The organism is Actinocorallia aurantiaca, assembly GCF_039533685.1.
Lineage (GTDB): Bacteria > Actinomycetota > Actinomycetes > Streptosporangiales > Streptosporangiaceae > Actinocorallia > Actinocorallia aurantiaca.
In genome coordinates this window covers 90,332-111,962 of sequence record NZ_BAAATZ010000002.1, presented here as the reverse complement: position 1 = coordinate 111,962, position 21,631 = coordinate 90,332, and the positions used below count along the sequence as shown (strand labels likewise).

Genomic DNA, 21,631 nt, shown 5'->3' with positions numbered 1-21,631 from the left:
CGATGCTGCCCTTCGAAGCGCTCCTCGACGTCATCGCCACGTCCGCCGTGAGCGCGCTCGCCGTCGGCGGCCTCGGGCTGGCCGTGCTGCGCCTGGTGCGCGCGCGGCCGATGTCCGTGCAGTTCGCGGTCGTCGCGGTGGCGACGGTCTGCGCCATCGTCGCGGGAATCATCGCCATCACACTGCGGATGTTCATCTCCTCCCACGACCGCGACGTCGCGCTGACGGTGGTGTCCGTCGCCGGGCTCGTCGGCTTCGGCGTCGCGGTACTGCTCGGGCGCAGGCTCACCCTCGCCAACCGGGCACTCGTCGCAGCGGTCCGTGCGGAGTCCTTCACCGCTCCGAAGCAGGCTCTGCCCGCCGAACTGGCCGAACTCTCCAGGGAACTGGAGGCCGCCTACGGCCGTCTGGCCGACGCCCACGACAGAGAGAAGGCGTTGGAGGCGGGCAGGCGTGAGCTCGTCGCCTGGGTCAGCCACGACCTGCGTACGCCGCTGGCGGGACTGCGGGCGATGGCCGAGGCGCTCGAAGACGAGGTCGTCGTCGACACGGAGACCGTCCACCGCTACCACGGGAGGATCCGGGCCGAGGTGGACCGGCTCACCGAGATGGTGGACGACCTCTTCGAGCTCTCCCGGATCCACTCGGGGACGCTCCGGCTGTCCCGTCAGCGCGTGGGCCTGGACGACCTCGTCGCCGAGGTGGTCGCGGGGGCGGAGCCCCTGGCCCGCGCCAAGGGCGTCCACGTCCGCGGCGCGGCGGCACGCGGCCTCCCTTTGGAGGTGGACACCGCCGAGCTGGGCCGCGCGCTGCGCAACCTGGTGGTCAACGCGATCCGCCACACCCCGTCGGACGGGTCCGTCGAGATCCTCGGCGAGGCCGGGGACGGCCGGGTGCTGGTGTCCGTCGCCGACGGCTGCGGAGGCATCCCCTCCGAGGACCTGCCGCGTGTCTTCGACGTCGCCTTCCGCGGCGAGAGCGCCCGCACGCCCGGCGAGGGCGGCGCCGGCCTGGGGCTGGCGATCGCCAGGGGCATCGTCGAGGCGCACGACGGGGAGATCGTCGTCGCCAACACCGGTCCGGGCTGCCGGTTCACCGTCGAGCTGCCGCCGGCCGTGCCGCCTCAGCCGAGGGGCTCGCTGAGCGCCCGGTAGGTGGCGCACGGCCAGCTGGTCATGCAGGTGTGGCAGCGGCGGAGCGGGGTGTGGGGGTCGCTGGACAGGCCGCCGCCCTGGCGCGGCCGGTGCAGGGCCAGGACGCGCAGCCCCATCTGGGACAGGGCGGCGACGTCCTCACGGGCCTCGGAGAGGAAGAGCAGGTCCTCCCGGGTGAGACGGGTCCTGACGGGTACGAGCCCGTCGCGGTTGACGAGCTGCAGCAGGAATCTGGCGCCGGTACGCCAGGACGTGGATTTCTCCGATCGGGCGTGGATCGTCTCCAGGCGCTCACGTATCCGGGAACGTTGCCGGTCAGGCGAAATCCTCACCCGTTCAGCTTGCCAAAATCGCCGGTTCATGGGGCAGTAATCACCAGGTCGGGCCGTGTCGTTACCTGCGCTGTACTCGGTGATTACCGGCAGAACAGATGAATCACCAAGGGTTGGGAGGCGTTCTCTGGCCCCCGGCGGACTTGGCGGATAGTGTGCCGGTCATGGAGCTTCAGGTCTCGACTGCATCTCAGGCAGGTCACATAGTCATCACCGCTGTCGGTGAGCTGGACCTGTACACCGCGCCCGGACTGCAGCAGGCTCTTGCCGCCGCGCTCACCGAGCAGGACGTCGACCGGGTGGTCGTCGACCTGTCGGGAGTGGAGTTCTGTGATTCGACTGGCATGAACGTGCTGCTGTCCGGCATGAAACGCGTCAAGGAACGGGGTGGAACGTTCGAACTCGCGGCGCCGCGCCCGGCCGTCCGCAGGATCCTGCAGGTCACCGGACTCGACACGGTGTTCACCGTGCATGATGCGGTTCCGGCTCTCGACGCGACCTGAGGGCCACTACCATCGCAGACATGCCCGAAAAGACCCCGCCCGGCACCGCCGGCATAGCGGTGATCATCCCGGCCAAGGACGAGGCGCGACGGATCTCCGCCACCGTCCAGGCCGCGCTGAAGCTGCCCGGAGCCGACCTGGTGATGGTGGTGGACGACGGCTCGGCCGACGCCACCGCCGAACTCGCCGAACGGGCCGGGGCCAGGGTGGTCCGGCACGCCCGCAACCGGGGCAAGGCCGCGGCCATGGAGACCGGCGCCGAGGCGGTGCGCCTGCTGGACACCCATGACGGGGTGCCCTCCCGCCACCTGCTCTTCCTGGACGCCGACCTGGCGGAGACGGCGCAGGACGCGGCTCCGCTGGTCGAGCCCGTCCTGAAGGGCGAGGCGGACATGACGATCGCCGTCTTCTCCTCGCTGGTGAAGCTCGGCGGCCACGGGTTCGTGGTGCGATTGTCACGCGACGGGATCCGCCGCGCCACCGGCTGGACCGCCACCCAGCCGCTGAACGGGCAGCGCTGCCTGACCCGGGCCGCGTTCGAGGCGGCCCGGCCGCTCGCCGCCGGCTTCGGCGTGGAGACGGCGCTCACCATCGACCTGCTGCGCCAGGGGTTCCGGCTGAAGGAGGTCGAGGTGCCGCTCTCGCACCGCGCCACCGGGACCGACCTGAACGCGCAGCTGCACCGGGCCAGGCAGTTCCGGGACGTCGCCAGGGCCCTGGCCACGCGCGACCCGGCGGTACGCGACCGGCTCGGCCGGTTCCGTGCGCGTGCCCTCTGAGCAGGCCTCTCCCGCTCTCGACGGACCGCCGTCCGGCTCGGGTACCGCAGGAGGCTCCGATCTCGACCCGTCCGGGGGGCTTCCCGGCCTGGCCTGCCTCGGGCTGAGCCTGGCGTCCTTCCTCTCGCTGTCCCTGCTGGGCCCCTCGCTGGTGCAGCCGCCGCTGGGCGGTTCCGGCGCCCCGTGGACGTTTCACGTGGATCCGCCTCCCGGCCCGGTGCTGGGGCTGCTGGTGGCGGGGATCCTGCTGGCCGGGCTGGGCCTGGCCCTGTGCTTCCGCGCGGTCTCGCGCGGCTGGTCGCCCAGGCCGGGCCGGCTGCTGGCCGCCGGCGTCCTGCTGGCCGCCGCGTTCTCCCTGACCCCGCCGGTCGGCTCCAGCGACCACCTGAACTACGCGGCCTACGGGCACATGGTCGTCTCCGGCCTCGACCCGTACGTGACGACGGCGAGCGACCTGGTGGGCAGCCCCTACGGCCGGGCCGTCCAGGAATGGCGGGAGACGCCGTCCATCTACGGACCGCTGGTGACGGGCGTCCAGGCGCTGGCGGCGCTGGGCGGCGGGGACTCGCCGAGGCTCACCGTGCTGCTGCTCTCCCTGGTCAACGGACTCGCCTTCGTGCTCACCGGCCTGATCCTGTACCTGCGGACCAGGGACGAGAAGGCGCGGCTGCGGGCCGTGCTGCTGTGGTCGGTGAACCCGCTCCTGCTCTTCCACCTGGTCTCCGGCTCGCACAACGACGTGCTGGGAGTCGCCGCGGCGGTCGGCGCGCTGGCCCTGTTCACCGCGGGGACGGGGAACCTGTGGCGGGCCTTCGGCGCGGGCGCCGCGGTCGGCGCGGCCGTCGCCATCAAGTTCCCCGCCGGGATCGTCGGCGGAGGACCCGCCTGGCGGCTGTTCACCGGCCGCCGGTTCGGCGAGCTGGCCGCGCTGTTCGGCGGCGCCGGGCTGGTCGTGGCCGTCGCCTACGGGCTGGCCGGCCCGCACGCGCTGGACCGGGTGCGGGAGGCGGCCGACTCCATCTCGCTGGCCAACCCCTGGCACCTGGTCGCGGGCCGGGACGGCGGGGTCCTCGGCCTGGACCTGCCCCGCGGCCTGGTCTCGGCGGGCTCGCTGGCGCTGATGGCCCTGCTGCTGTGGCTGCTGGCCAGGGCGCTGCCCGAGGCCGACCCCGTCCTGACCGTCTCGGCGTCGCTGGTGCTGGCGTGGCTGTTCGCCGCCTCCTACGCGCTGCCCTGGTACGACGGTCTCGGCTGGGCGCTGCTGGCGTTCCTGCCGTGGTCCCGGTTCGACTGGTGCATGCTGGCCCGGACCGTCGCGTTGAGCCTGGCCTACCTGCCGGCCCGCGACCCCCGCCTGGCCGGGCTGCCGGACGGGCTGCACTGGCTGGTGACGGGCCTGCGCGCCACCGTCATGCCGTTCGTGCTGGCGTCGGTGCTCGCTCTTCTGGTGTGGTGCTGCCTCCGTCGGCCACGTCCAGCTCCAGCGCTCTGACGCACGCCGCGAGCACCAGCGGGATCGCGAGCGTGAAGACCAGCGCGGGGATGACCACGCCGGAGTCGTTCATCAGCATGCCGGCCAGCGCGATCACCAGCACGGACAGCAGCGCGGGACGCAGCGTGGGGGAGCGCCGGTAGGCGGAGGCCAGGATCGGGGTCCGCCAGGACGACGGGCGGGCCAGCACCAGGAACAGGAACAGCATCGCGCCGATCGCCGCGATGGTGTACTCCCAGTAGCCCAGGCTGCCCAGCATCGCGCCGAACTTGCGGGTGACGACGCTCCAGCCCTCGCCGTCCATCAGCTGCAGCCAGAACTTGCCGAGGTGGGTCGGCTCGTCGCGGCGGGAGTCGGCGAACGACATGCCCAGCACGATCACCGCGCCCAGCAGGGCCAGCAGCCCCAGCCGCACCGCGGAGACCCGCCTGCCGCTGATCAGCAGGGCGAGCGTGCCCGTCCCCACCAGGATCGCGACGACGCCGCCGAAGTCGCTGCCCCAGCCGGGCAGGCCGTCGACGACCATCGCGACCAGGCCGACGCCCACCACGGTCGCCAGCGCCGCCAGGCGCCTTCCCGCCCGCAGCAGCGGCTCGGCCAGCCAGGCGGCGGTCAGGACCGAGGCGGTGGCGAAGAGCGCGAAGGCCATGTTCCCGAAGCCGTAGAAGCGGCCCGCCACCAGCGCGGTGTAGCCCATGAAGGTGTTGATCTGCAGGCTGGAGCCGGTGATGACGTCCAGTCCCAGGACGGTCGCGGTGAGCCCGGCGATCACCAGCCCGGGGCCGGTGATCGAGCGTCGCCACGGGCCCGCCAGCGCCAGCGCGGTGATCGCCGCGGCGAGCGCCGCCACGCAGACGACGAGCAGCGCGCCCGGGTAGGGGGAGCGCCACCAGGGCAGCAGGCCCGCCAGGTAGGTGGCGGCGGGGGTGGCGGCGCCCGCCAGCGCGCCGATCCTGGTCCAGCCGAGGATGCGCTTGCGGTCCCTGGTGCCGCTGCGGCGCAGCGCGAGCGCGGCGGAGCCGTAGAGCAGCAGCTGCACGGCGAACAGCACGACGAAGAACACGCCGCTCAGGCGGCGGATCGACTGCGCGGCGAGGTCCTGGTCGTCCAGCGTGCGGACCTTGGCCCCGGCCGGATCGCCGGAGGGGACCGTCTTCCAGACCGAGCCGACGGTGCCGGAGGGGCGCTCCAGGCCCAGTCGGTCCAGGGCGGTCGCGGTGACGTCCGTCAGGGTGACCAGCCCGGCCCTGCGGGTGGCGGAGCTGGTGAGGTGGCCGCGTTCGAAGCCGCCGGAGCCCAGGGCGACGTGCAGGTGCGGGGTGCCGGTGGTGTCGGCGAGCCCGGCGATCAGCACGGTGGTGCCGGCGGGCAGGCCCTTCAGCGCCCGCGAGATCCGGGCGTCGGCGTCGGACGCGGCACGGGCGCGATCTCCGTCGCTGACCGGGGCCTGGGCGCCCTCGGAGTCCACGCCGGCCTTGATGTAGGCGCGGAAGACGTCGTCGACGTCGACCACGGTCAGCGCGCAGCCGGACCAGTCGGTGACCTCCTCCACGGTGGCGGAGTAGCGGTCGACCAGCCCCTGCCGGTCCGCCGCGGCGAAGGCGCCGCCGGGCCCGACGGCCCGGGTGCAGCCGCCCGCGCGGCGCACGGAGTCGCCGAGCAGGCCCACCTGGGCGCGGTAGGACGTGTCGGCGTTGTCGTCCACGATCTCGGCCCAGCCGGGGACCGTCGCGCCGTTCTCCCCCGTCCGCGGGGTGGGCGGCAGCGCGCAGCTCCCGTTGGCCAGCCGTGCCCGCTGGCCGGCGGACACCGTCAGCCAGCCGTCCACGGGGCAGGTGCGGGTGGTGGTGGTCCGGACGGACAGGGCGGCCGTCGCGCCGCTGCCGGCGAGCCTCCACAGGGTGGGGGTCCCCTTCGGGGAGAGATCGCTCCACTGCAGGCCGGGCACACCGACGATCACCACGCGGCCGGTCGGTTCTGCCTGTGCGGGCTGGGCGGAAAGCGTCATGAACGCCGTGACCAGCACGGTGATCATTGCCCAGGCGGCGCGCCACCTGCGGGCCACGAGGCCTCCAACTGCTGCTCTACAAGACGGTCGCCCCCAGGTTAGTGGTCGGATTAAGCCAGGATGGACCCATGTCCGGACCTTGGAGACGTCGGTTCGCCGCGGCGGCGGGGGTGGCGGCGGCCGCCCTGGTGCTGGTCCCGACGGCCGTGCGCTGGCTCACGAACCCCGCCGACCAGCGCCTCGTCGACCTGGACGTGTACCGGACGGCGGGCATCGCGCTGATGCGGGGGGAGCCGCTCTACGACTTCCTCACCGAGCCGCCGCAGCTGCTGCCGTTCACCTATCCCCCGTTCTCGGCGCTCCTGTCGGCCCCGCTCGCCTGGATGCCGTGGCCGGTCGCGCAGGTCGTCATGATCCTGCTGATCTACGCGGCGCTGGCGGTGTCCGTCCGGTACGCCTTCCGGCCGCTGCTGGCGCGGGCGGGGGACTGGTCGCCGCTGGTGCTGGGCGTGCTGGTGGCGCTGCTCCTATGCCCGATGCCGCTGCGCGACCAGGTGCGGTTCGGCCAGGTCGACCTCTTCCTCGTCGCGCTGTGCGTCGTGGACTGCGCCACGCCCCGGGCCCGCTGGCCGCGCGGGCTGCTGGTGGGCCTGGCCATGGCGATCAAGCTGGTGCCCGGGGTCTTCCTGATCTACTTCCTGGTCACCCGCCGCCGGGAGGCCGCGGTCAACGCGCTGTTCACCGCGGCGGGCGCGACGCTCTTCACGTTCGCGCTGCTGCCGCAGGACTCGCTGAGGTTCTGGTTCGGCGCGCTCCTGGAGGGCGACCGGGTCGGTTCCAACTACGTCACCGCCAACCAGGCGGTACGGGGCTTCCTGCTGCGCATGTACTGGCCGGACCCGGTCACCGTCGCGGTGTGGCTGGTCGTGGTGGCGCTGCTGGCCTGGACGGGCTTCCGGTACGCGCGGCGGCTCTCCCTGCTGGGCGCGTCCGGACTGCTCTCTCCCGCGAACTCCTGGTCGGCCGAGCAGGCCGGGATCGCCGTGACGGGCCTGGTGGCGGTCATCGTGTCCCCGGTCTCGTGGATCCACCACCTGGCGTGGATCGTCCTCGTCGTGGGGGCCCTGGCGGGTGACGGCAGGAATCTGAGACGGTGTTCCGCCGCGGCCGGAGTGTGGCTTTTCTATGTGCTCACCATCCCCTGGTGGGGAACAGGCCATATCCAGGCGGCCAAGCCTCTGTGGGAACAGGCGCTGGGTAGGATCATGCAGAGCTCTTACGGGCTGGGCGCGGTGACTCTGTTGTTCGTCTTGGGAAGCTGGCTGGTGAGCGAAATGTGGCGGGAAACACCGACAGATCAGCGGGATGAGTCTCGTACCGACGCATCGACGGGTACGTACGCGCCGTGATGCTCATCACTGTGGCCGTCATCGGGGCCCTCGCCGGAGTGGCCGGCCTCTGCATGGCACTGGTCGCGCACAAGCGGATGAACCAGGTCGTCGAGGAGTGCGCGGGCATCCTGCGCAAGCAGATGCAGGTCGCCACCGGAGTCGACAAGCAGGCCTATCGCGACCTGGCGATCGTCCAGTACGACGCGCTGGAGGAGATGTCCGGCCGCCTGTCGTTCTCCCTGGCCCTGCTGAACGCCGTGGGCGACGGGATCATCATCACCTCGATCAACGGGCGTTCCGAGACCCGCACGTACTCCAAGGTCGTCCAGGACGGCCGGGGCGTGACGATGCTCTCTCCGGAGGAGGAGCGGGCGCTGCGCGCCGCGAGGCTCGGCAAGGGTCCGATCGTGGAGCTGGACGACCCCCTTCCCGATTACGGTCACCCCATCCACAGCTGAGCAGACCCTTCTCTCGATTACGCTTCTGTTTCATGCCGGACCGTTATGCCTATCTGGGTCCCGAGGGGACCTTCACCGAAGCCGCCCTGCTGACGCTCCCCGGAGCGAAGGACGCCGAGCGGCTCGCCTTCGCCACGGTTCCGGCCGCGCTCGACGCCCTGCGCGGCGGGAGCGTCGACCGGGCGGTCGTCGCCCTGGAGAACTCCGTCGAGGGCTCGGTGCCGACCACCCTGGACGAGCTGGCGACCGGGGAGCCCCTGCAGATCATCGGCGAGATCCACCTGCCGGTGGAGTTCGCGCTGCTGGTGCGTCCGGGCACGTCCCTGGCGGACATCAAGACCGTCGCCTCCCACCCGCACGCGCAGCCGCAGTGCCGCCGCTGGCTGGCCGCCAACGTGCCGGACGCCGAATGGCGGGCCTCGACGTCCAACGCGGAGGCCGCCCAGCACGTCGCGGACGGCCTGTACGACGCGGCTCTGGCGGGATCCTTCGCGGCGGCCAGGTTCGGGCTGGAGGCGTTGGCCGAGTCCATCCACGACGTCGCGGGCGCCGTCACGCGGTTCGTGGAGCTCTCCCGGCCCGGCTCCCCGACCGCCCGTACGGGCAGGGACAAGACGACGGCCGTCGCCTACATCAGGGACGACCACGCCGGCGCCCTGCTGGAGATCCTCCAGGAGTTCTTCGTCCGGGGGATCAACCTGACCCTCATCCAGTCCCGCCCGACCGGTGAGGGCCTGGGCTCCTACCTGTTCTGGATGGACTTCGAGGGGCACGTCGCCGACGCCCGGGTGGGCGAGGCGCTGATGGGCCTGCGGCGGGTGTGCGCCGACGTCCGGTTCATCGGCAGCTACCCGGCGGCCGACGGGACGCGCCCGCACGTCCGGCGGGGCACCGACGACGCGGACTTCGCCGCGGCCAGCGGCTGGCTGGCGCGGATCCGGGGCTGACCGCGCCGGAACGGGCGAAGTTACCCCTAGGTAAGCTCTGGGTCATGGGTCTGGAGTGCGTGGTCCGCGACGGCGTCGCGACGGTGACGATCGACAATCCCGCCAAGCGGAACGCCATGACCGCCCAGATGTGGCGGGACATGCCGGAGCTGCTGGAGTCCCTCGCCAAGGACCCCGCCGTCCGGGTCCTGGTGCTGACCGGGGCGGGGGAGGACTTCTGCGCCGGAGCCGACATCTCGGAGCTCGCCGACATCAACCGCAGCGGGGACGCCAACCTGTCGTCCCGGGCCGAGAACGCGCTGGCGGGCTTCCCCAAGCCGACGATCGCCGCGATCCGCGGCTTCTGCGTGGGCGGAGGCTGCCAGCTGGCGGCGGCGTGCGACGTGCGGTTCGCCGAGGAGGGCGCGCGGTTCGCGATCACCCCGGCGAAGATCGGCATCGTCTACCCGCCGACCGCGATCGAGCGGCTGGTCGGCCTGGTCGGCCCGGCGTCGGCCAAGTACCTGCTCTACTCGGCCGACCTCGTCCCGGCCGGGCACGCGCTGCGCATCGGCCTCCTCCAGGAGGTCGTCGAGGACCTCGAGGCGCGGGTGGGCGCCTACGTCGCGACCCTGCTGTCCCGTTCGCAGTTCAGCCTCGAGGCGGCGAAGGACATCATCGGCGGGGTCGTCGAAGGCTCGCTGTCCGAGGAGCGGCTCGACGACTGGATGCGGGGCTCGCTGGACGGCGTGGACGCCGCCGAGGGCATCGCCGCGTTCCTGGAGCGGCGTCCGGCCCGGTTCACCTGGGTACGTCCGTAATTTTGTGAAATTTTCCGGCTTGGGGCCAACTAATTGATCGTGCCCCGAGTCCTATTTGACGTGCCGAAACTCCGGGGTCGGGGAAGCTCGCCTGACACGTGAGGGCCTTGAAAGGTTGCATGGGTTCCTAGGAAATTTTGAGAATCCTGGTATAAACGGTGATCACGCGACATCTGTCAGATGTGTCCCATCCCGGGCGCGCACCCGTACTCCCCTCACGGAGGATCCGTTGCGGAGATTCACCGGCGTCGCCACCGGCCTGATCCTGGTGGCGGGCAGCCTCGCCTACGCCTCCCCCGCTCAGGCCGCGGTCGCCACCAAGGTCACCATCAAGACCGACCACGCCCCCGGCTACATCGGTGACGAGGTCACCGTCAGCGGGAAGCTGACCCGCTCCAGCGGGGCCGCCCTCAAGGGGCAGAGCGTCCTGCTCAACGTGTCGGGCAAGCGGAAGATCGTCACCACCAACTCCGACGGCCTGTACATCGCGGAGTTCCTGGTCCCCAAGAGCGGCGCGTTCACCGCCGAGTTCCTGGGCGCGGGCTCTTACGACGAGTCCGCCGCGTCCACCGCCTACTACGCGCTGCAGTACCGGACGTTCATCGACAAGTTCAGCGCCTCGCCGCGGCCGATCGAGCAGAACAAGCCGCTGAACATCACCGGCCGGACCAACCGGATCGCCGTCGGCGGGAACGAGAAGCTCGCCGGCGCGGGCCTGGACCTGCTGTACTCCGGCGACGGGAACAACTGGTCCTACGTCTCCTCGACGAACAGCGACGGCAACGGACGCTTCCGCTTCACCCCGATCGTCGGCCAGGACGGCACCTGGAAGGTCGTCCTCAAGCCCAACGCCGTCGCGGACGGCTGGCTGCAGACCGAGCGCAACATCTGGGTCGACTCCCGCTACAAGACCAGCGTCGCCGTCTCCGTCACGCCCAAGAACGTGAAGTACAAGGGCAAGGTCAAGGTCTACGGCACGCTCAAGCACAAGGTGGACGGCTCCTGGGCGTCGTTCGGCGGCGTCAAGGTCGCGGTCTACCACCGGGCCAAGGGCTCCAAGAAGTGGCGCTTCCAGGGCTGGGTCTCGGTCTCGGGCGGCGGCAAGTTCAGCAAGCGCTTCACCGCCAAGCGGGACGGCCACTGGAAGGCCGTCTACAAGGGCAACGGCGCCAACTTCAGCGACAGCAGCGGTTCCAAGTACGTGAACGTGCGCTGAGCAGAACATGCCAACCTTTGAGGGCTTAAAGCCGTCAAAGTATTGAATCAGGAAGGCCGTCTCCGGCGCGGGAGGCGGCCTTCCACCTTTTCCGGAGCGCCTTCCGGACCCGGCCCTGTGGATATCGGGCGGCGACGAGGCCGCCGGGAACGATAACCTCGGTTCTGTGATTGACCTGCGAGCGCTTCGAGAAGATCCCGACCGGCTGCGCGCCTCCCAGCGCTCCCGGGGCGAGGACGTGGCCGTCGTCGACGTCCTGCTCGACCTGGACGAGCGGCGGCGCGCCGCGCTGACCAGGTTCGAGCAGCTGCGCGCGGAGCAGAAGAGCTCCGGCAAGCTCGTCTCCCGAGCCCAGGGCGAGGAGAAGCAGGCGCTGCTGGCCAAGGCCAAGGAGCTGTCCCAGCAGGTCAAGGAGGCCGAGGCCGAGGCCGACGCGCTCGCCGTGGAGCTCGACGCCACCCTGCGCGCCGTCCCCAACCTGGTGGAGGAGGGCGCCCCTCCCGGCGGCGAGGAGGACTTCGTCGTCCTGGAGGAGGTCGGCCGGATCCCGGAGTTCGACTTCGAGCCCCGCGACCACCTGGAACTCGGCGAGAAGCTCGGCGCCATCGACATGGAGCGCGGCGCCAAGGTCTCCGGTTCGCGCTTCTACTACCTCACCGGCGTGGGCATGCAGCTCCAGCTGGCCCTGCTCAACCTGGCCATGGAGCAGGCCGTCGAGGCCGGTTTCACCCCGATGTACGTTCCGGTGCTGGTCAAGCCCGAGACGATGGAGGGCACCGGATTCCTCGGCAACCACTCCGCCGAGGTCTACCACCTCCCCGCCGACGACATGTACCTGGTGGGCACCTCCGAGGTCGCCCTGGCCGGCTACCACATGAACGAGATCATCCCCGACCTGCCGAAGCGCTACGCGGGCTGGTCGAGCTGCTTCCGCCGCGAGGCGGGCTCCTACGGCAAGGACACCCGCGGCATCATCCGCGTCCACCAGTTCGAGAAGGTGGAGATGTTCACCTACGTCGATCCGGCGGACGCCCACGCCGAGCACCTCCGCCTCCTGGCCTGGGAGCGCGAGATGCTGGCGAAGGTCGAGCTCCCCTACCGCGTCATCGACGTGGCCGCCGGCGATCTGGGCACCAGCGCCGCCCGCAAGTACGACTGCGAGGCCTGGGTCCCCACCCAGAACGCCTACCGCGAGGTCACCAGCACCTCCAACTGCACGACCTTCCAGGCCCGCCGCCTGGCCATCCGCCACCGGGACGCCGACGGCAGGCCCCAGCCCGTCGCCACCCTCAACGGCACCCTCGCCACCACCCGCTGGATCGTCGCCATCCTGGAGAACCACCAGCAGGCCGACGGCTCCGTCCGGGTCCCCGAGGCCCTCCGGAAGTACCTGGGCGGCCGAGAGGTCCTCGAACCCGTCCGCTGAGCCCCGCCACCGCACCCGGCGACGCACGGCCGCCGGAAAAGATCAGGCCCGTCACATGACACATGTGACGGGCCTCGTGCATAGGGAGCGGGACCCACGGAACCCGGCCCGGAACGGACGGGGGCCCCGGCGCGTGTGCGCCGGGGCCCGTTCCCAGAGTTCAACACCATCTACCGGCTGTGACAGCCGGCTTGTCTTGTCCGCGCCACCACCCGGAACGGGCGTGGGCGCGGGGACCGCGAATACTTGACCGAGGACCACCACCAATCTGTGGAACTACGGCACCCGACCGGCGGATCAACCACCGACCAGGCGATCCCGATGGTGCCAACACCCCTTTCTCGACTTCACTTCCGAACCTGTTACCGGTGTTGCGGGTACTGCCGAACTTCACTTCGCCGGATCCATGGACCGAGCCCCTTGCACCACTCCGGCCCGGCCCATCCGATCCGTCTCGCCCACGACCTCTGGGCACTTCACTTGCCACTTGCCATCTGTTACCGCACTTGCTCTGGCGACCGATCCGGCCGCCCGGGCGAACCCGCCGCATCGGGGCCTCCGAGTACTCAGGCCTGACACGCCGGTCGGTCACCCGTCCTGCGATCCATCATTCCGGGCAGTTCGTCCTCTGCCGCGTTTCGTGGACTTCTTCTCTCTCGATGACAGGAACACTACCCATCCCGGAACCGAATGTCTACCCCGGTCGCTACAGATTTTCGTTTCCGCCCACGGCAGAACCCGAGGCCTCAGGGGCGCTCGTCCCGCGAGCCGGCGTCGGCCCGTCCGGCCAGCCGCTCGTGGCGCTGCCTGGCGGCCTGCGGGGTGCCGAGCCCGAGACCGAAGGCGATCTCCTGCCAGGTCATGCCGCGGCCCCGCGCCATCTGGACGAGCCCGGCTTCCAGGTCGTCCATCTGCGCACGGGCCTGGGGGACGAGGCTCAGGGCGGCGATGACGTCGGCCTGGTCCACTTCCGGCTCGCCCTCGTCGGGCCGCACCGCTCCGCTGAGCAGGAAGGCCACGATCCTGACGGCCTCGTGCGGGCCGAGGACCGAGGAGTGGACCTGCCGTAGGCGCTGCTCCTCCGTGGCCGCGTGCCGCTCGGTGATGCGCAGGAGCGACGCGTATTCGCGGTGCGCTCGCGCCTGGTCCGGACGCAGGGGTGCGAAGGGGTCGACGGGCTGCTCTGGAGTCGAAGGCATGCGACCAGAATGTGTAATGAACGACTCATTGTCAACTCATTGTTTTAAACAATTTGTTTACTTCACGAGCGTCGGCATGCGGGAGGTCCACACGAACGATGAACGACCCCGCCCCATGGGAGCGGCGCTCTTAAGCGGGGTCTGGTTCAGGAAGGGTCGTCGAGCAGGGACTCCAGGACCCGTGCCACTCCGTCGTGGTCGTTGGTCTCGGTGCGCAGGGGGACCGCGGCGAGGACCTGGTGGTGGGCGTTGCCCATGGCGTAGGCCCGGCCCGCCCAGGTGAGCATGGGCAGGTCGTTGGGCATGTCGCCGAAGGCGATGACGTCGGAGGGGGTCAGCGAGCGGGCCGCGCAGTAGTCGGACAGCGCGCTGGCCTTGGTCACGCCCGGCGCGCTGATCTCCAGCAGGGCCCGTCCCGAGGAATGGGTGATCGTCACCAGATCGCCGACCACGCGGTGGGCCTCCTGGAACAGCGCGTCCACGTCGGTGGGCGGGTGGAGGGCCAGCAGCTTGGTGGCGGGGCGGTCGAGCAGCCCCTTCTCGTCGTCGACCGGACTGCCGCCGAGCGCCGAGGCGTCCCATTTTCCGAGGTGGTAGCGGGACTCGAAGACGAAGCCCTCGCCGTACTCGACGGCGAAGCGCAGTTCGGGCAGTTCGGCGCGCAGCAGGGCGATGGTCTCGGTGAGGAGTTCGGTGTCGATCGTCCGGCGGCTGACGATCTCTTCGGTGTGCAGGTCGTAGAGCACGGCGCCGTTGGCGCAGATCGCCTGGCCCCGGTGGCCGAGCTGCCGGGCGATGCCGTGCATCCAGCGCGGAGGGCGGCCGGTGACCATGACCACGGGGATCCCGGCCTCTTCGGCCCGCGCCACGGCGGCCACGGTACGCTCTGACACCGTTCCGTCCGTGCGGATCAAGGTGCCGTCGAGGTCGGTCGCGATGAGTTTCGGCATAGCGACCCTAAGTCTGCCCGGATTCGACCATATTTGTGAGACCAAAGCGCCTCCTGTGCTGTGAGGGTACCCCGTCATGAGATCTGGTGTTCCGATGCTGCGCGCCGTCCTTCCCTCTGTTCTGGCCGCGGGCCTGCTCGCCGCCCCCGCGTCGGCCCATCCCGCGGAACCGCCCCGCGTGCTCAACGTCCAGGGTGTCCACAACGTTCGTGATCTAGGCGGATACCGGGGCCTGAACGGCAAGACCGTGCGTTACGGGCGGGTCTACCGCTCGGGGAGCCTGTCCGAGGCGACCTCCGAGGGCCTGGCGCTGCTCAAGAAGAAGAAAGTCTCCCTGGTCGTCGATTTCCGGAGCAGGAGCGAGATCCAGAACGAGGGGAACTACAAGCTCCCCGGCGGCGTGAGACGGCAGAAGTCCCCCGTGGAGTTCGTCGAGCTGGCCGGGATCCTGGCCACGCCCTCACTCAACCCGGCGATCACCGCCATGCACAAGGCCTACCGGCGGATGGCCGCCGATCCGAAGGCCCGCAAGGAGTTCGCCCGGACGTTCCGCGCCGTGGCCAAGGCGAAGAACCCGGTGCTCTTCCACTGCACCTCCGGCAAGGACCGGACGGGCGTGATGTCGGCGATCCTGCTGATGGCCGTCGGCGTCGACCGCGGCACCGTCTACCGCGACTACCTTCGCTCCAACCAGGAACTCGAGGCCTACAACCAGGGGATCATCGAGTACCTGAAGAAGGAGGACATCGACCCGAGGCTGGTGAAGCCGGCGCTGTACGTCCAGCGGTCGTTCCTCAACGCCTGGTTCGACGAGGTCAAGAAGCGCTACGGCGGCTTCGACAAGTTCCTCAGCAAGGGCTTGGGCATCAAGCCCGCCGAGAAGAAGGCGCTGCGCAAGCGCCTGCTCAAGTAGCCGGACGGAAGACGGCCGGGGCGCCTGCAGGCGCCCCGGCCGTCGTCGTCTCCGGACGCCTACAGGTAGGGGCCGTTGGAGTGGTGGTCCTCGTCCTTCTGCTGCCCGCCGGGGAGGAGACCGGCGGGCAGGGCCCGGCGCATCTGCTCCAGCTGGGCGCGGGCCGCCATCTGCTGGGCGAAGAGGGTGGTCTGGATGCCGTGGAACAGGCCCTCCAGCCAGCCGACGAGCTGGGCCTGGGCGATCCGCAGCTCGGATTCGCTGGGCACCTCGGAGGCGAACGGCAGGGACAGCCGCTCCAGCTCCTCCACCAGCTCGGGCGCGAGCCCGTCCTCCAGTTCCTTGATCGAGGAGGTGTGGATCTCCCGGAGCCGGGCCCGGCTCGCCTCGTCCAGTGGCGCCGCCTTCACCTCTTCCAGCAGTTGCCGGATCATGCTGCCGATCCGCATCACCTTGGCCGGCTGCTCGACCATGTCGGTGAGGGAACGGGGGCCGTCGCCGTTCTCGTCGGCCTGGCCGGAGGCCGGGTCCCCTCCGCCGGGACCGACGATGAACATCTGCGGTTCCTGCTGCTGTTCGCTCATGACTCCCCAGTCTTCAACAGGATCTTGCCGAAATGCCCGCTGCTCTCCATGACCTGGTGGGCTTCTCCCGCCTGGCTCATGGGGAGCACCCTGTCGATCACGGGCCGGACGATGCCGGCCTCGAGCAGCGGCCATACGTTCTCACGCACGGAGGCGACGATCGCCGCCCTCTCCTCCAACGGGCGGGCGCGCAGGGAGGTTGCGTGCACGGAGGCGCGTTTGCTCAGCAGCTTGCCGAGGTTCAGCTCGGCCTTGGTGCCGCCCTGCAGCCCGATCACGACCAGCCTGCCGCCGGGGGCGAGGGCCGAGATGTTGCGGTCCAGGTACTTGGCGCCCATGTTGTCGAGGATGACGTCGAACTCCCCGGCCTGGACGAAGTCCTCGGTCCGGTAGTTGATCGTCTGGTCGGCGCCCAGCTCGACGCACCGGCGGGCCTTCTCCTCGGTGCCGACGGTGCAGACGGTCTCCGCCCCGTGCTGCTTGGCGAGCTGGACGGCCATGGTGCCGATCCCGCTGCCTCCGCCGTGGACCAGGAAGCGCTCGCCGGGTTTGAGCCCGGCGAGCATGAAGACGTTCGACCAGACGGTGCAGGCCACTTCGGGCAGGGCCGCCGCCTCGATCACCGAGAGGCCCGCGGGGACGGGCAGCAGCAGTTCCTGGGCCACCGCGACCTTCTCGGCGTAGCCGCCTCCGCCGAGCAGGGCGCACACCTGGTCGCCGACCGACCAGCCGCTCACGCCGGGCCCGATCGCGCTGATCGTTCCCGAGGCCTCCAGGCCCGGATGCTCCGGAGCGCCCTCGGGCGCGGGATAGAAGCCGAGCCGCTGGAGGACGTCGGCGCGGTTCACCGCGCCGGCCGCCACCTCCAGGAGCACTTCGCCGGGACCCGGGACGGGGTCGGGCGCCTCCTGCCAGGAGAGCACCTCGGGACCGCCGGGTTCGAGGATGGAGATCGCACGCATGTTCCCACGCTATCGATAGCGGACGCGGGATCGGGCCGCGCCCGCTATCGTGGTGTGCGCACTGGAGGGTTCGCATAGTGGACGAGTGCAGGCGCCTTGAAAGCGCCCGGGCCTTCACGGGTCCCGTGGGTTCGAATCCCACACCCTCCGCTCAGGAGGCGATCAGAGCGATGATCGCGGCGATCACGATGAGGCCGACGACCGCGAGCACTCCGACGAGGAGGCCGGCGGGAAAGCCCGTGCGTTCTGTCGGATCGGGCTCTGATCCTTCCTGCTGCTGAGCGAACCGGCGGAACTGCTGGGTGTCCCGGGCGGGATCCTGTTCGTTATCTGCCATATTCCGGAGAGTATCCGAAACCGCGAGAATTATGTGGCGACGCGTGACTTAAGCGGCCTCTGTGGTGATTTCACCAAGGGTGGTGGCGGCCAGGGCGTCCAGATCGGCTCCGGAGCTCGACAGGGCGCGTACGGGCGCGCTCTTGGTCAGCATGAGCAGCGCGAGCAGAATGTGCCCGTCGGAGATGAATCTGTGGCCGTTCTTGAGCGCCACCCTCAAGGAGAGCTCCAGCGCCTTCTTGGCCTCGGGGGTGAAGCGCAGGTGCCCCCGCTTGGGCCTGCGGCCATCGAGGGCGCCCTCTCCGAAGGCCGCCTCGGTGGCCTCCCTGACGGCCGTCAGGTCGATGCCGATCGAGGCCAGGGCGTCGGGGTCGAGCCCGTCGATCTCGGTGCGGACGCGGGCGCGCAGCCCGTCGAAGCCTGGGAGGTGGACGGTCAGCGCCCTGGAGGCGGTGCCTTCCACGGACGTCAGGGCGAGGAGGAGATGGCCGGCGCCGACCCGGTCGTGCCGCAGGGCCCGGGCCTCCTCCTGGGCCTGGACGACCACGGCCCTGGCGTCTTTCGTGAACCTTTCGAACATCTCAGGTGTCCTTTCCGAACCTGGTGAAGAGGGACGGCTCGGCGTGCCGGTGCTTCTTGTGCACGGCCTGGCGGCTGACGCCGAGGGCATCGGCGATCTCCTGCCAGGACCAGCCCAGCGACCGGGCGCTGCCGACCTGAAGGGTCTCCAGCCGGTCGGCCAGCTCCCGGAGCGCGCGCACCGCGCGCAGCCCCACGGCCGGATCCCGGCTGCCCGCCTCGCGGGCGAGTTGTTCTCCATCCGTCATGCCGTCAACTTAGGTTGACATGGCGGGCGTGTCAACCCTGGTTGACGGATTCGGTGTGAAGAACCGGCCGGTCCAGGACGAGTTCTGGGAATCCGGTCACATGGCGGGCTTCGGGAAGGTAGTTCTTCAGGGGACGGACGCTCGTTTCGCGGCATGCTCGCAAGACGGCATGTCCCCGAGCATCCTGAGAGCCCCGTACGGCCGCAGTGGTGTCCGCGCCCCCGCTGCGGCCGTACGGCACGGCGCCCGGAGGGCGGTGAGAGCCCCGGCGGCTGTCAGCGCGAGTCGGAGAAGTGCTGGTAGTCCTTGGTGCCGGCCCAGTAGCCGCCCCACTTCCAGCCGATGCTCCCGAACGCCTTCACCACGTTGTCGCCCGCCGTGATGACGCCGGGATCCTCGGCGTTCCGGGTCTTGTAGTACTTCTTGCAGCTCGGGTGCGCGATCGTCCCGCTGGTGGAGACGTACGGGTTCTGGCACGGGTTGAGGTCCACGGCCATGCCGTAGGCGTGCCGGGACCAGTTGGACGAGCCGGTGGCCTGGCGGCAGTTGAACGCCGAGGTGTTGTTGGCCTCGATCGAGTCGAAGTCGTCGCCCTTGAACTCGTCGACCGGGACCATCTTGTGAATGGGATAGCGGTCCTCGTAAAGCTTTTCGAAGACCCCGGCTATCTTTTGGGCTACCTTGGCGTTGATGACCAGTCTGCCTCCCTCGTGTGCCTTCTCGTCGAATCCCCAGTAGGGCATGGTGATCATCCTGAGTCCGGACAGGGGAACGGGGCAGCCCTTCCTCCAGGAATGGCGCAACTGCTCCGCCGTGACCTTGCTGATCTCCGCCTCGAACTTCGGAGGGCCCGTGGGAGAAGGGGTTCCCGTCTCCGTCGGGGAGGGCCGGGGCGCCGACTGGGTCCGGGTCCCGGTCGGCTCGGGTCCCTCCTCGCCCTGGCCACATGCGGCCGTTCCCGCGAGGAGGGCCGTCCCGAGAGCAACTATCGAAAAAGCCCGTGAAACGTCCATGACCTCAGGATCGCCCATGACCGAGCCGGACGAACGGCCGACACTCTCCGACGAACTGTTCGAGATGCAGGAGGTCCCCGCGGCCAGACCGGCCGAGGACGGGCTGGGCCTGACCTGGCCGGAGTTCCTCGGCGCCCCGCCGTCCAGGGGGGACGCGCTGCGCGGCGCGGCGGGGTTCCTCGTCTACGCGCTGATCAACCTCGTCGTCATGTGGGCGCCGATGCGCAACAGCGGATCCGGCGCGAGCGTGCAGGCGATCGTGCTGGTCGTGGTGGCCTTCGGCTTCGGCGCCTTCCTGGTGTGGGGCGTGGGCGGGAAGGGGCGCCTGTACGGGTTCGGCATGATGCTCGGCTGGGTCGTCCTCACCCTGCTGTCCCTGGGGTACGCGACCGGGCTGGGCTGAGCACCGTCCGGGCGTCACTCCGCCCGGGCGGCGATCCGGGTGAAGGCCTTGCCGATGACCTCGAGCTCCTCGGGGGAGACCAGGTCGATGAGGTGGGCGCGCACCGTCTGCACGTGGCTCTTCGCGGCCTGTTCCAGGACGGCGAAGCCCTCGTCGGTGAGGACGGCGTTGATGCCCCGTTTGTCGTCCGGGCAGGCCTCGCGCCGGACCAGGCCCTTGTTCTCCAGCCGGGAGCAGGTGTGGGAGAGGCGGCTGCGGGACTGGTAGGCCATGGCGGCGAGTTCGGCCATGCGGAGCCGGCGCCCGGGGGCCTCCGACAGCCGGACGAGGATCTCGTACTCCGGCATGGTCAGCCCGTGCGCGGCCTTGAGGTCACGGTCGAGCCGCTCCCACAGCCGGGAGCTGCCCTCCAGGTAGGCGCGCCAGTGCCCCTGCTCGGCAGCGTCGAGCCAGCGGGGTTCGTCCATGTCTCTGAGCCTACCCATTTCACCCTCCCAAGTTTTGCCCCGTGCGGCTGACAGCTCGAACATGTGTGCGCTAACGTGGTGCGCGGTCGAACGCATCTTCGAGCGCGTGGATTGGGGGTAATTGTGACCCTTGTGGCGACACGCCGTAAGTGTTTCTACGGAAATCTAAGGCCTCAGCTATACGGCCTCATAGAGTCCGAGATCGTGGACCCCGTACGCAATCCCTACGCGCCCGGCGCGGGCCAGCGGCCGCCGGAGCTCGCCGGCCGCGACCGTGAGCTGCGGCAGTTCGAGATCGTGCTGGAGCGGGTGGCCAGGGGCCGTCCGGAACGCAGCATGATCATCACAGGGTTGCGCGGGGTCGGCAAGACCGTTCTGCTCAACACCTTCCGCTCCATGGCGATCCAGCGGCTGTGGGGCACCGGCAAGATCGAGGCCAGGCCGGAGCAGTCGATCCGCCGCCCGGTCGCCGCCGCCCTGCACACCGCGATCCGGGAACTGGCGCCCCGCCACCGCGCGCCCGACCGCATCGAGGAGTTCCTCGGAGTGCTCAAGGCCTTCGCCCAGGCCGAACCCCCGCCCTCCGGCCGGGCCAAGGCCTCGGTGCACCGCTGGCAGCCCGGCATCAACGTGCCCGCCGCACGGGGCCGGGCCGACTCCGGCGACCTGGAGATCGACCTGACCGAGCTGTTCGTCGACGCCGCCTCGGTGGCCACGGACCTGGGCGTCGGCATCGGCCTGTTCGTCGACGAGATGCAGGACGTGCCGCCCGACGACGTGTCCGCGCTGTGCGCCGCCTGCCATGAGCTGTCCCAGACGGGCGGTCCGCTGATCGTGGTGGGGGCGGGGCTCCCGCACCTCCCCGCGGTGCTGAGCGCCAGCAAGTCCTACTCCGAGCGGCTCTTCCGGTACGCCAGGATCGACAGGCTCGACCGGGAGGCCGCCGACCACGCCCTGCTCGCCCCCGCCGAGCGGGAGGAGGTCACCTTCACCCCCGGCGCGCTGGACGCCCTGTACGAGGCGGCCGACGGCTACCCGTACTTCGTCCAGGCCTACGCCAAGGTCGTCTGGGACCTGGCGCCCACCTCGCCGATCACCGAGCACGACATCAAGGTCGCCGCGCCGGAGGCCGAGAGCGAGCTCGCGGTCGGGTTCTTCGGCAGCCGCTACGAGCGTGCCACCCCCGCCGAGCGCGACTACATGCGGGCGATGGCCGTGCTGGGGGACGAGCCGGTCTCCACCGCGTCCGTGGCCGACGAACTGGGACGCAAGCCGTCCAGCCTGTCCCCGGCCAGGGACGGGCTGATCAAGAAAGGGCTGATCTTCAGTGCCGAACGCGGGACGGTGGCGTTCACCGTTCCCCACTTCGGGAAGTTCCTGCGGGCACAGCCTGCGTGAATATCCAGCTCTCTAGGCTCACGGCTAGAAAGCCGTAGAGAGTTGTGACGAGTGTTGTCTAAGGCTTTCTAGT

The 21,631-nt window shown here is 70.3% G+C and carries 24 protein-coding genes and 1 tRNA gene; 14 read left to right on the top strand and 11 right to left on the bottom strand.

The window, feature by feature from the left end; genetic code table 11:
• The first annotated feature begins 2 nt into the window (after nucleotides 1-2).
• Nucleotides 3-1,154 carry a sensor histidine kinase gene (locus ABD327_RS01275; protein ID WP_344448551.1) on the top strand — a complete coding sequence of 384 codons (1,152 nt, stop codon included), beginning with the start codon at nucleotides 3-5 and terminating at the stop codon, nucleotides 1,152-1,154.
• Here ABD327_RS01275 and ABD327_RS01270 read toward each other — a convergent pair.
• Nucleotides 1,124-1,486, bottom strand: a complete 363-nt coding sequence (locus ABD327_RS01270) for a hypothetical protein (protein WP_344448187.1) — start codon at nucleotides 1,484-1,486, stop codon at nucleotides 1,124-1,126. The two genes, ABD327_RS01275 and ABD327_RS01270, sit on opposite strands and share 31 nt — an antisense overlap.
• A gap of 164 nt (nucleotides 1,487-1,650) precedes the next feature.
• Between ABD327_RS01270 and ABD327_RS01265 the strand changes: the two genes are divergently transcribed.
• From ABD327_RS01265 to mptB, 3 genes are read left to right on the top strand one after another with little or no spacing between them, the layout of a single operon-like run.
• On the top strand, nucleotides 1,651-1,989 hold the full coding sequence (locus ABD327_RS01265; protein WP_344448186.1) for an STAS domain-containing protein: 339 nt from the start codon (nucleotides 1,651-1,653) through the stop codon (nucleotides 1,987-1,989).
• Between the two features lie 20 nt (nucleotides 1,990-2,009).
• Nucleotides 2,010-2,768, top strand: coding sequence for a glycosyltransferase family 2 protein (locus tag ABD327_RS01260; RefSeq protein ID WP_344448185.1), 759 nt, complete (start codon nucleotides 2,010-2,012; stop codon nucleotides 2,766-2,768).
• Nucleotides 2,752-4,260, top strand: coding sequence for a polyprenol phosphomannose-dependent alpha 1,6 mannosyltransferase MptB (mptB, locus tag ABD327_RS01255; protein WP_344448184.1), 1,509 nt, complete (start codon nucleotides 2,752-2,754; stop codon nucleotides 4,258-4,260). Before ABD327_RS01260 ends, mptB begins: the two co-directional genes overlap by 17 nt.
• Here mptB and ABD327_RS01250 read toward each other — a convergent pair.
• Nucleotides 4,178-6,325 carry a hypothetical protein gene (locus ABD327_RS01250; RefSeq protein ID WP_344448183.1) on the bottom strand — a complete coding sequence of 716 codons (2,148 nt, stop codon included), beginning with the start codon at nucleotides 6,323-6,325 and terminating at the stop codon, nucleotides 4,178-4,180. The two genes, mptB and ABD327_RS01250, sit on opposite strands and share 83 nt — an antisense overlap.
• Nucleotides 6,326-6,396: 71 nt before the next feature.
• On the opposite strand from ABD327_RS01250, the gene ABD327_RS01245 reads away from it, so the two are divergent.
• From ABD327_RS01245 to serS, 6 genes are all read left to right on the top strand, one after another.
• Nucleotides 6,397-7,677: a glycosyltransferase 87 family protein gene (locus ABD327_RS01245; protein ID WP_344448182.1), complete on the top strand. Its 1,281-nt coding sequence runs from the start codon at nucleotides 6,397-6,399 to the stop codon at nucleotides 7,675-7,677.
• Complete coding sequence (locus ABD327_RS01240; protein ID WP_344448550.1) at nucleotides 7,677-8,117, top strand: DUF4446 family protein; 441 nt, start codon at nucleotides 7,677-7,679, stop codon at nucleotides 8,115-8,117. Before ABD327_RS01245 ends, ABD327_RS01240 begins: the two co-directional genes overlap by 1 nt.
• Nucleotides 8,118-8,149: 32 nt before the next feature.
• A complete protein-coding gene (pheA, locus tag ABD327_RS01235) occupies nucleotides 8,150-9,064 on the top strand; it encodes a prephenate dehydratase (protein WP_344448181.1) in 915 nt (304 codons plus the stop codon).
• Between the two features lie 44 nt (nucleotides 9,065-9,108).
• Entirely contained in the window at nucleotides 9,109-9,864 is a 756-nt protein-coding gene (locus ABD327_RS01230; protein ID WP_344448180.1) for an enoyl-CoA hydratase/isomerase family protein, read from the top strand.
• Between the two features lie 229 nt (nucleotides 9,865-10,093).
• Nucleotides 10,094-11,080: a hypothetical protein gene (locus ABD327_RS01225; RefSeq protein WP_344448179.1), complete on the top strand. Its 987-nt coding sequence runs from the start codon at nucleotides 10,094-10,096 to the stop codon at nucleotides 11,078-11,080.
• A 166-nt stretch (nucleotides 11,081-11,246) separates the two neighbouring features.
• Nucleotides 11,247-12,506 carry a serine--tRNA ligase gene (serS, locus tag ABD327_RS01220; protein ID WP_344448178.1) on the top strand — a complete coding sequence of 420 codons (1,260 nt, stop codon included), beginning with the start codon at nucleotides 11,247-11,249 and terminating at the stop codon, nucleotides 12,504-12,506.
• 746 nt (nucleotides 12,507-13,252) lie between these two features.
• On the opposite strand, the gene ABD327_RS01215 is transcribed toward serS, so the two are convergent.
• Both ABD327_RS01215 and ABD327_RS01210 read right to left on the bottom strand, forming a co-directional pair.
• Entirely contained in the window at nucleotides 13,253-13,705 is a 453-nt protein-coding gene (locus ABD327_RS01215; RefSeq protein WP_344448177.1) for a DNA-binding protein, read from the bottom strand.
• Between the two features lie 146 nt (nucleotides 13,706-13,851).
• Nucleotides 13,852-14,655, bottom strand: a complete 804-nt coding sequence (locus ABD327_RS01210) for an HAD family hydrolase (protein WP_344448176.1) — start codon at nucleotides 14,653-14,655, stop codon at nucleotides 13,852-13,854.
• 76 nt (nucleotides 14,656-14,731) lie between these two features.
• On the opposite strand from ABD327_RS01210, the gene ABD327_RS01205 reads away from it, so the two are divergent.
• Entirely contained in the window at nucleotides 14,732-15,568 is an 837-nt protein-coding gene (locus ABD327_RS01205) for a tyrosine-protein phosphatase (protein ID WP_344448175.1), read from the top strand.
• A 59-nt stretch (nucleotides 15,569-15,627) separates the two neighbouring features.
• On the opposite strand, the gene ABD327_RS01200 is transcribed toward ABD327_RS01205, so the two are convergent.
• Both ABD327_RS01200 and ABD327_RS01195 read right to left on the bottom strand, forming a co-directional pair.
• Nucleotides 15,628-16,152 (bottom strand): bacterial proteasome activator family protein, encoded by a 525-nt coding sequence (locus ABD327_RS01200; protein ID WP_344448174.1) that lies wholly within the window; start codon nucleotides 16,150-16,152, stop codon nucleotides 15,628-15,630.
• The gene (locus ABD327_RS01195; RefSeq protein ID WP_344448173.1) at nucleotides 16,149-17,114 is read right to left on the bottom strand and encodes an NAD(P)H-quinone oxidoreductase; all 966 of its coding nucleotides are present in this window, start codon (nucleotides 17,112-17,114) and stop codon (nucleotides 16,149-16,151) included. Before ABD327_RS01195 ends, ABD327_RS01200 begins: the two co-directional genes overlap by 4 nt.
• A 63-nt stretch (nucleotides 17,115-17,177) precedes the next feature.
• Here ABD327_RS01195 and ABD327_RS01190 point away from each other — a divergent pair.
• A tRNA-Ser gene (locus ABD327_RS01190) sits at nucleotides 17,178-17,264 on the top strand.
• Between the two features lies 1 nt (nucleotide 17,265).
• Here the strand turns inward: ABD327_RS01190 and ABD327_RS01185 are convergent.
• From ABD327_RS01185 to ABD327_RS01170, 4 genes are all read right to left on the bottom strand, one after another.
• Nucleotides 17,266-17,451, bottom strand: coding sequence for a hypothetical protein (locus ABD327_RS01185; protein WP_344448172.1), 186 nt, complete (start codon nucleotides 17,449-17,451; stop codon nucleotides 17,266-17,268).
• A 48-nt stretch (nucleotides 17,452-17,499) separates the two neighbouring features.
• Nucleotides 17,500-18,030, bottom strand: coding sequence for a Clp protease N-terminal domain-containing protein (locus ABD327_RS01180; RefSeq protein ID WP_344448171.1), 531 nt, complete (start codon nucleotides 18,028-18,030; stop codon nucleotides 17,500-17,502).
• Between the two features lies 1 nt (nucleotide 18,031).
• Nucleotides 18,032-18,277 (bottom strand): RNA polymerase subunit sigma-70, encoded by a 246-nt coding sequence (locus ABD327_RS01175; RefSeq protein WP_344448170.1) that lies wholly within the window; start codon nucleotides 18,275-18,277, stop codon nucleotides 18,032-18,034.
• Nucleotides 18,278-18,552: 275 nt separating this feature from the next.
• Entirely contained in the window at nucleotides 18,553-19,020 is a 468-nt protein-coding gene (locus ABD327_RS01170; RefSeq protein WP_344448169.1) for a M15 family metallopeptidase, read from the bottom strand.
• 286 nt (nucleotides 19,021-19,306) lie between these two features.
• On the opposite strand from ABD327_RS01170, the gene ABD327_RS01165 reads away from it, so the two are divergent.
• On the top strand, nucleotides 19,307-19,693 hold the full coding sequence (locus ABD327_RS01165; protein WP_344448168.1) for a hypothetical protein: 387 nt from the start codon (nucleotides 19,307-19,309) through the stop codon (nucleotides 19,691-19,693).
• Nucleotides 19,694-19,707: 14 nt separating this feature from the next.
• Here ABD327_RS01165 and ABD327_RS01160 read toward each other — a convergent pair whose 3' ends face one another.
• On the bottom strand, nucleotides 19,708-20,160 hold the full coding sequence (locus tag ABD327_RS01160) for a MarR family winged helix-turn-helix transcriptional regulator (protein WP_344448167.1): 453 nt from the start codon (nucleotides 20,158-20,160) through the stop codon (nucleotides 19,708-19,710).
• 204 nt (nucleotides 20,161-20,364) lie between these two features.
• Between ABD327_RS01160 and ABD327_RS01155 the strand changes: the two genes are divergently transcribed.
• Nucleotides 20,365-21,558, top strand: a complete 1,194-nt coding sequence (locus ABD327_RS01155; protein ID WP_344448166.1) for an ATP-binding protein — start codon at nucleotides 20,365-20,367, stop codon at nucleotides 21,556-21,558.
• Nucleotides 21,559-21,631: the final 73 nt, after the last annotated feature.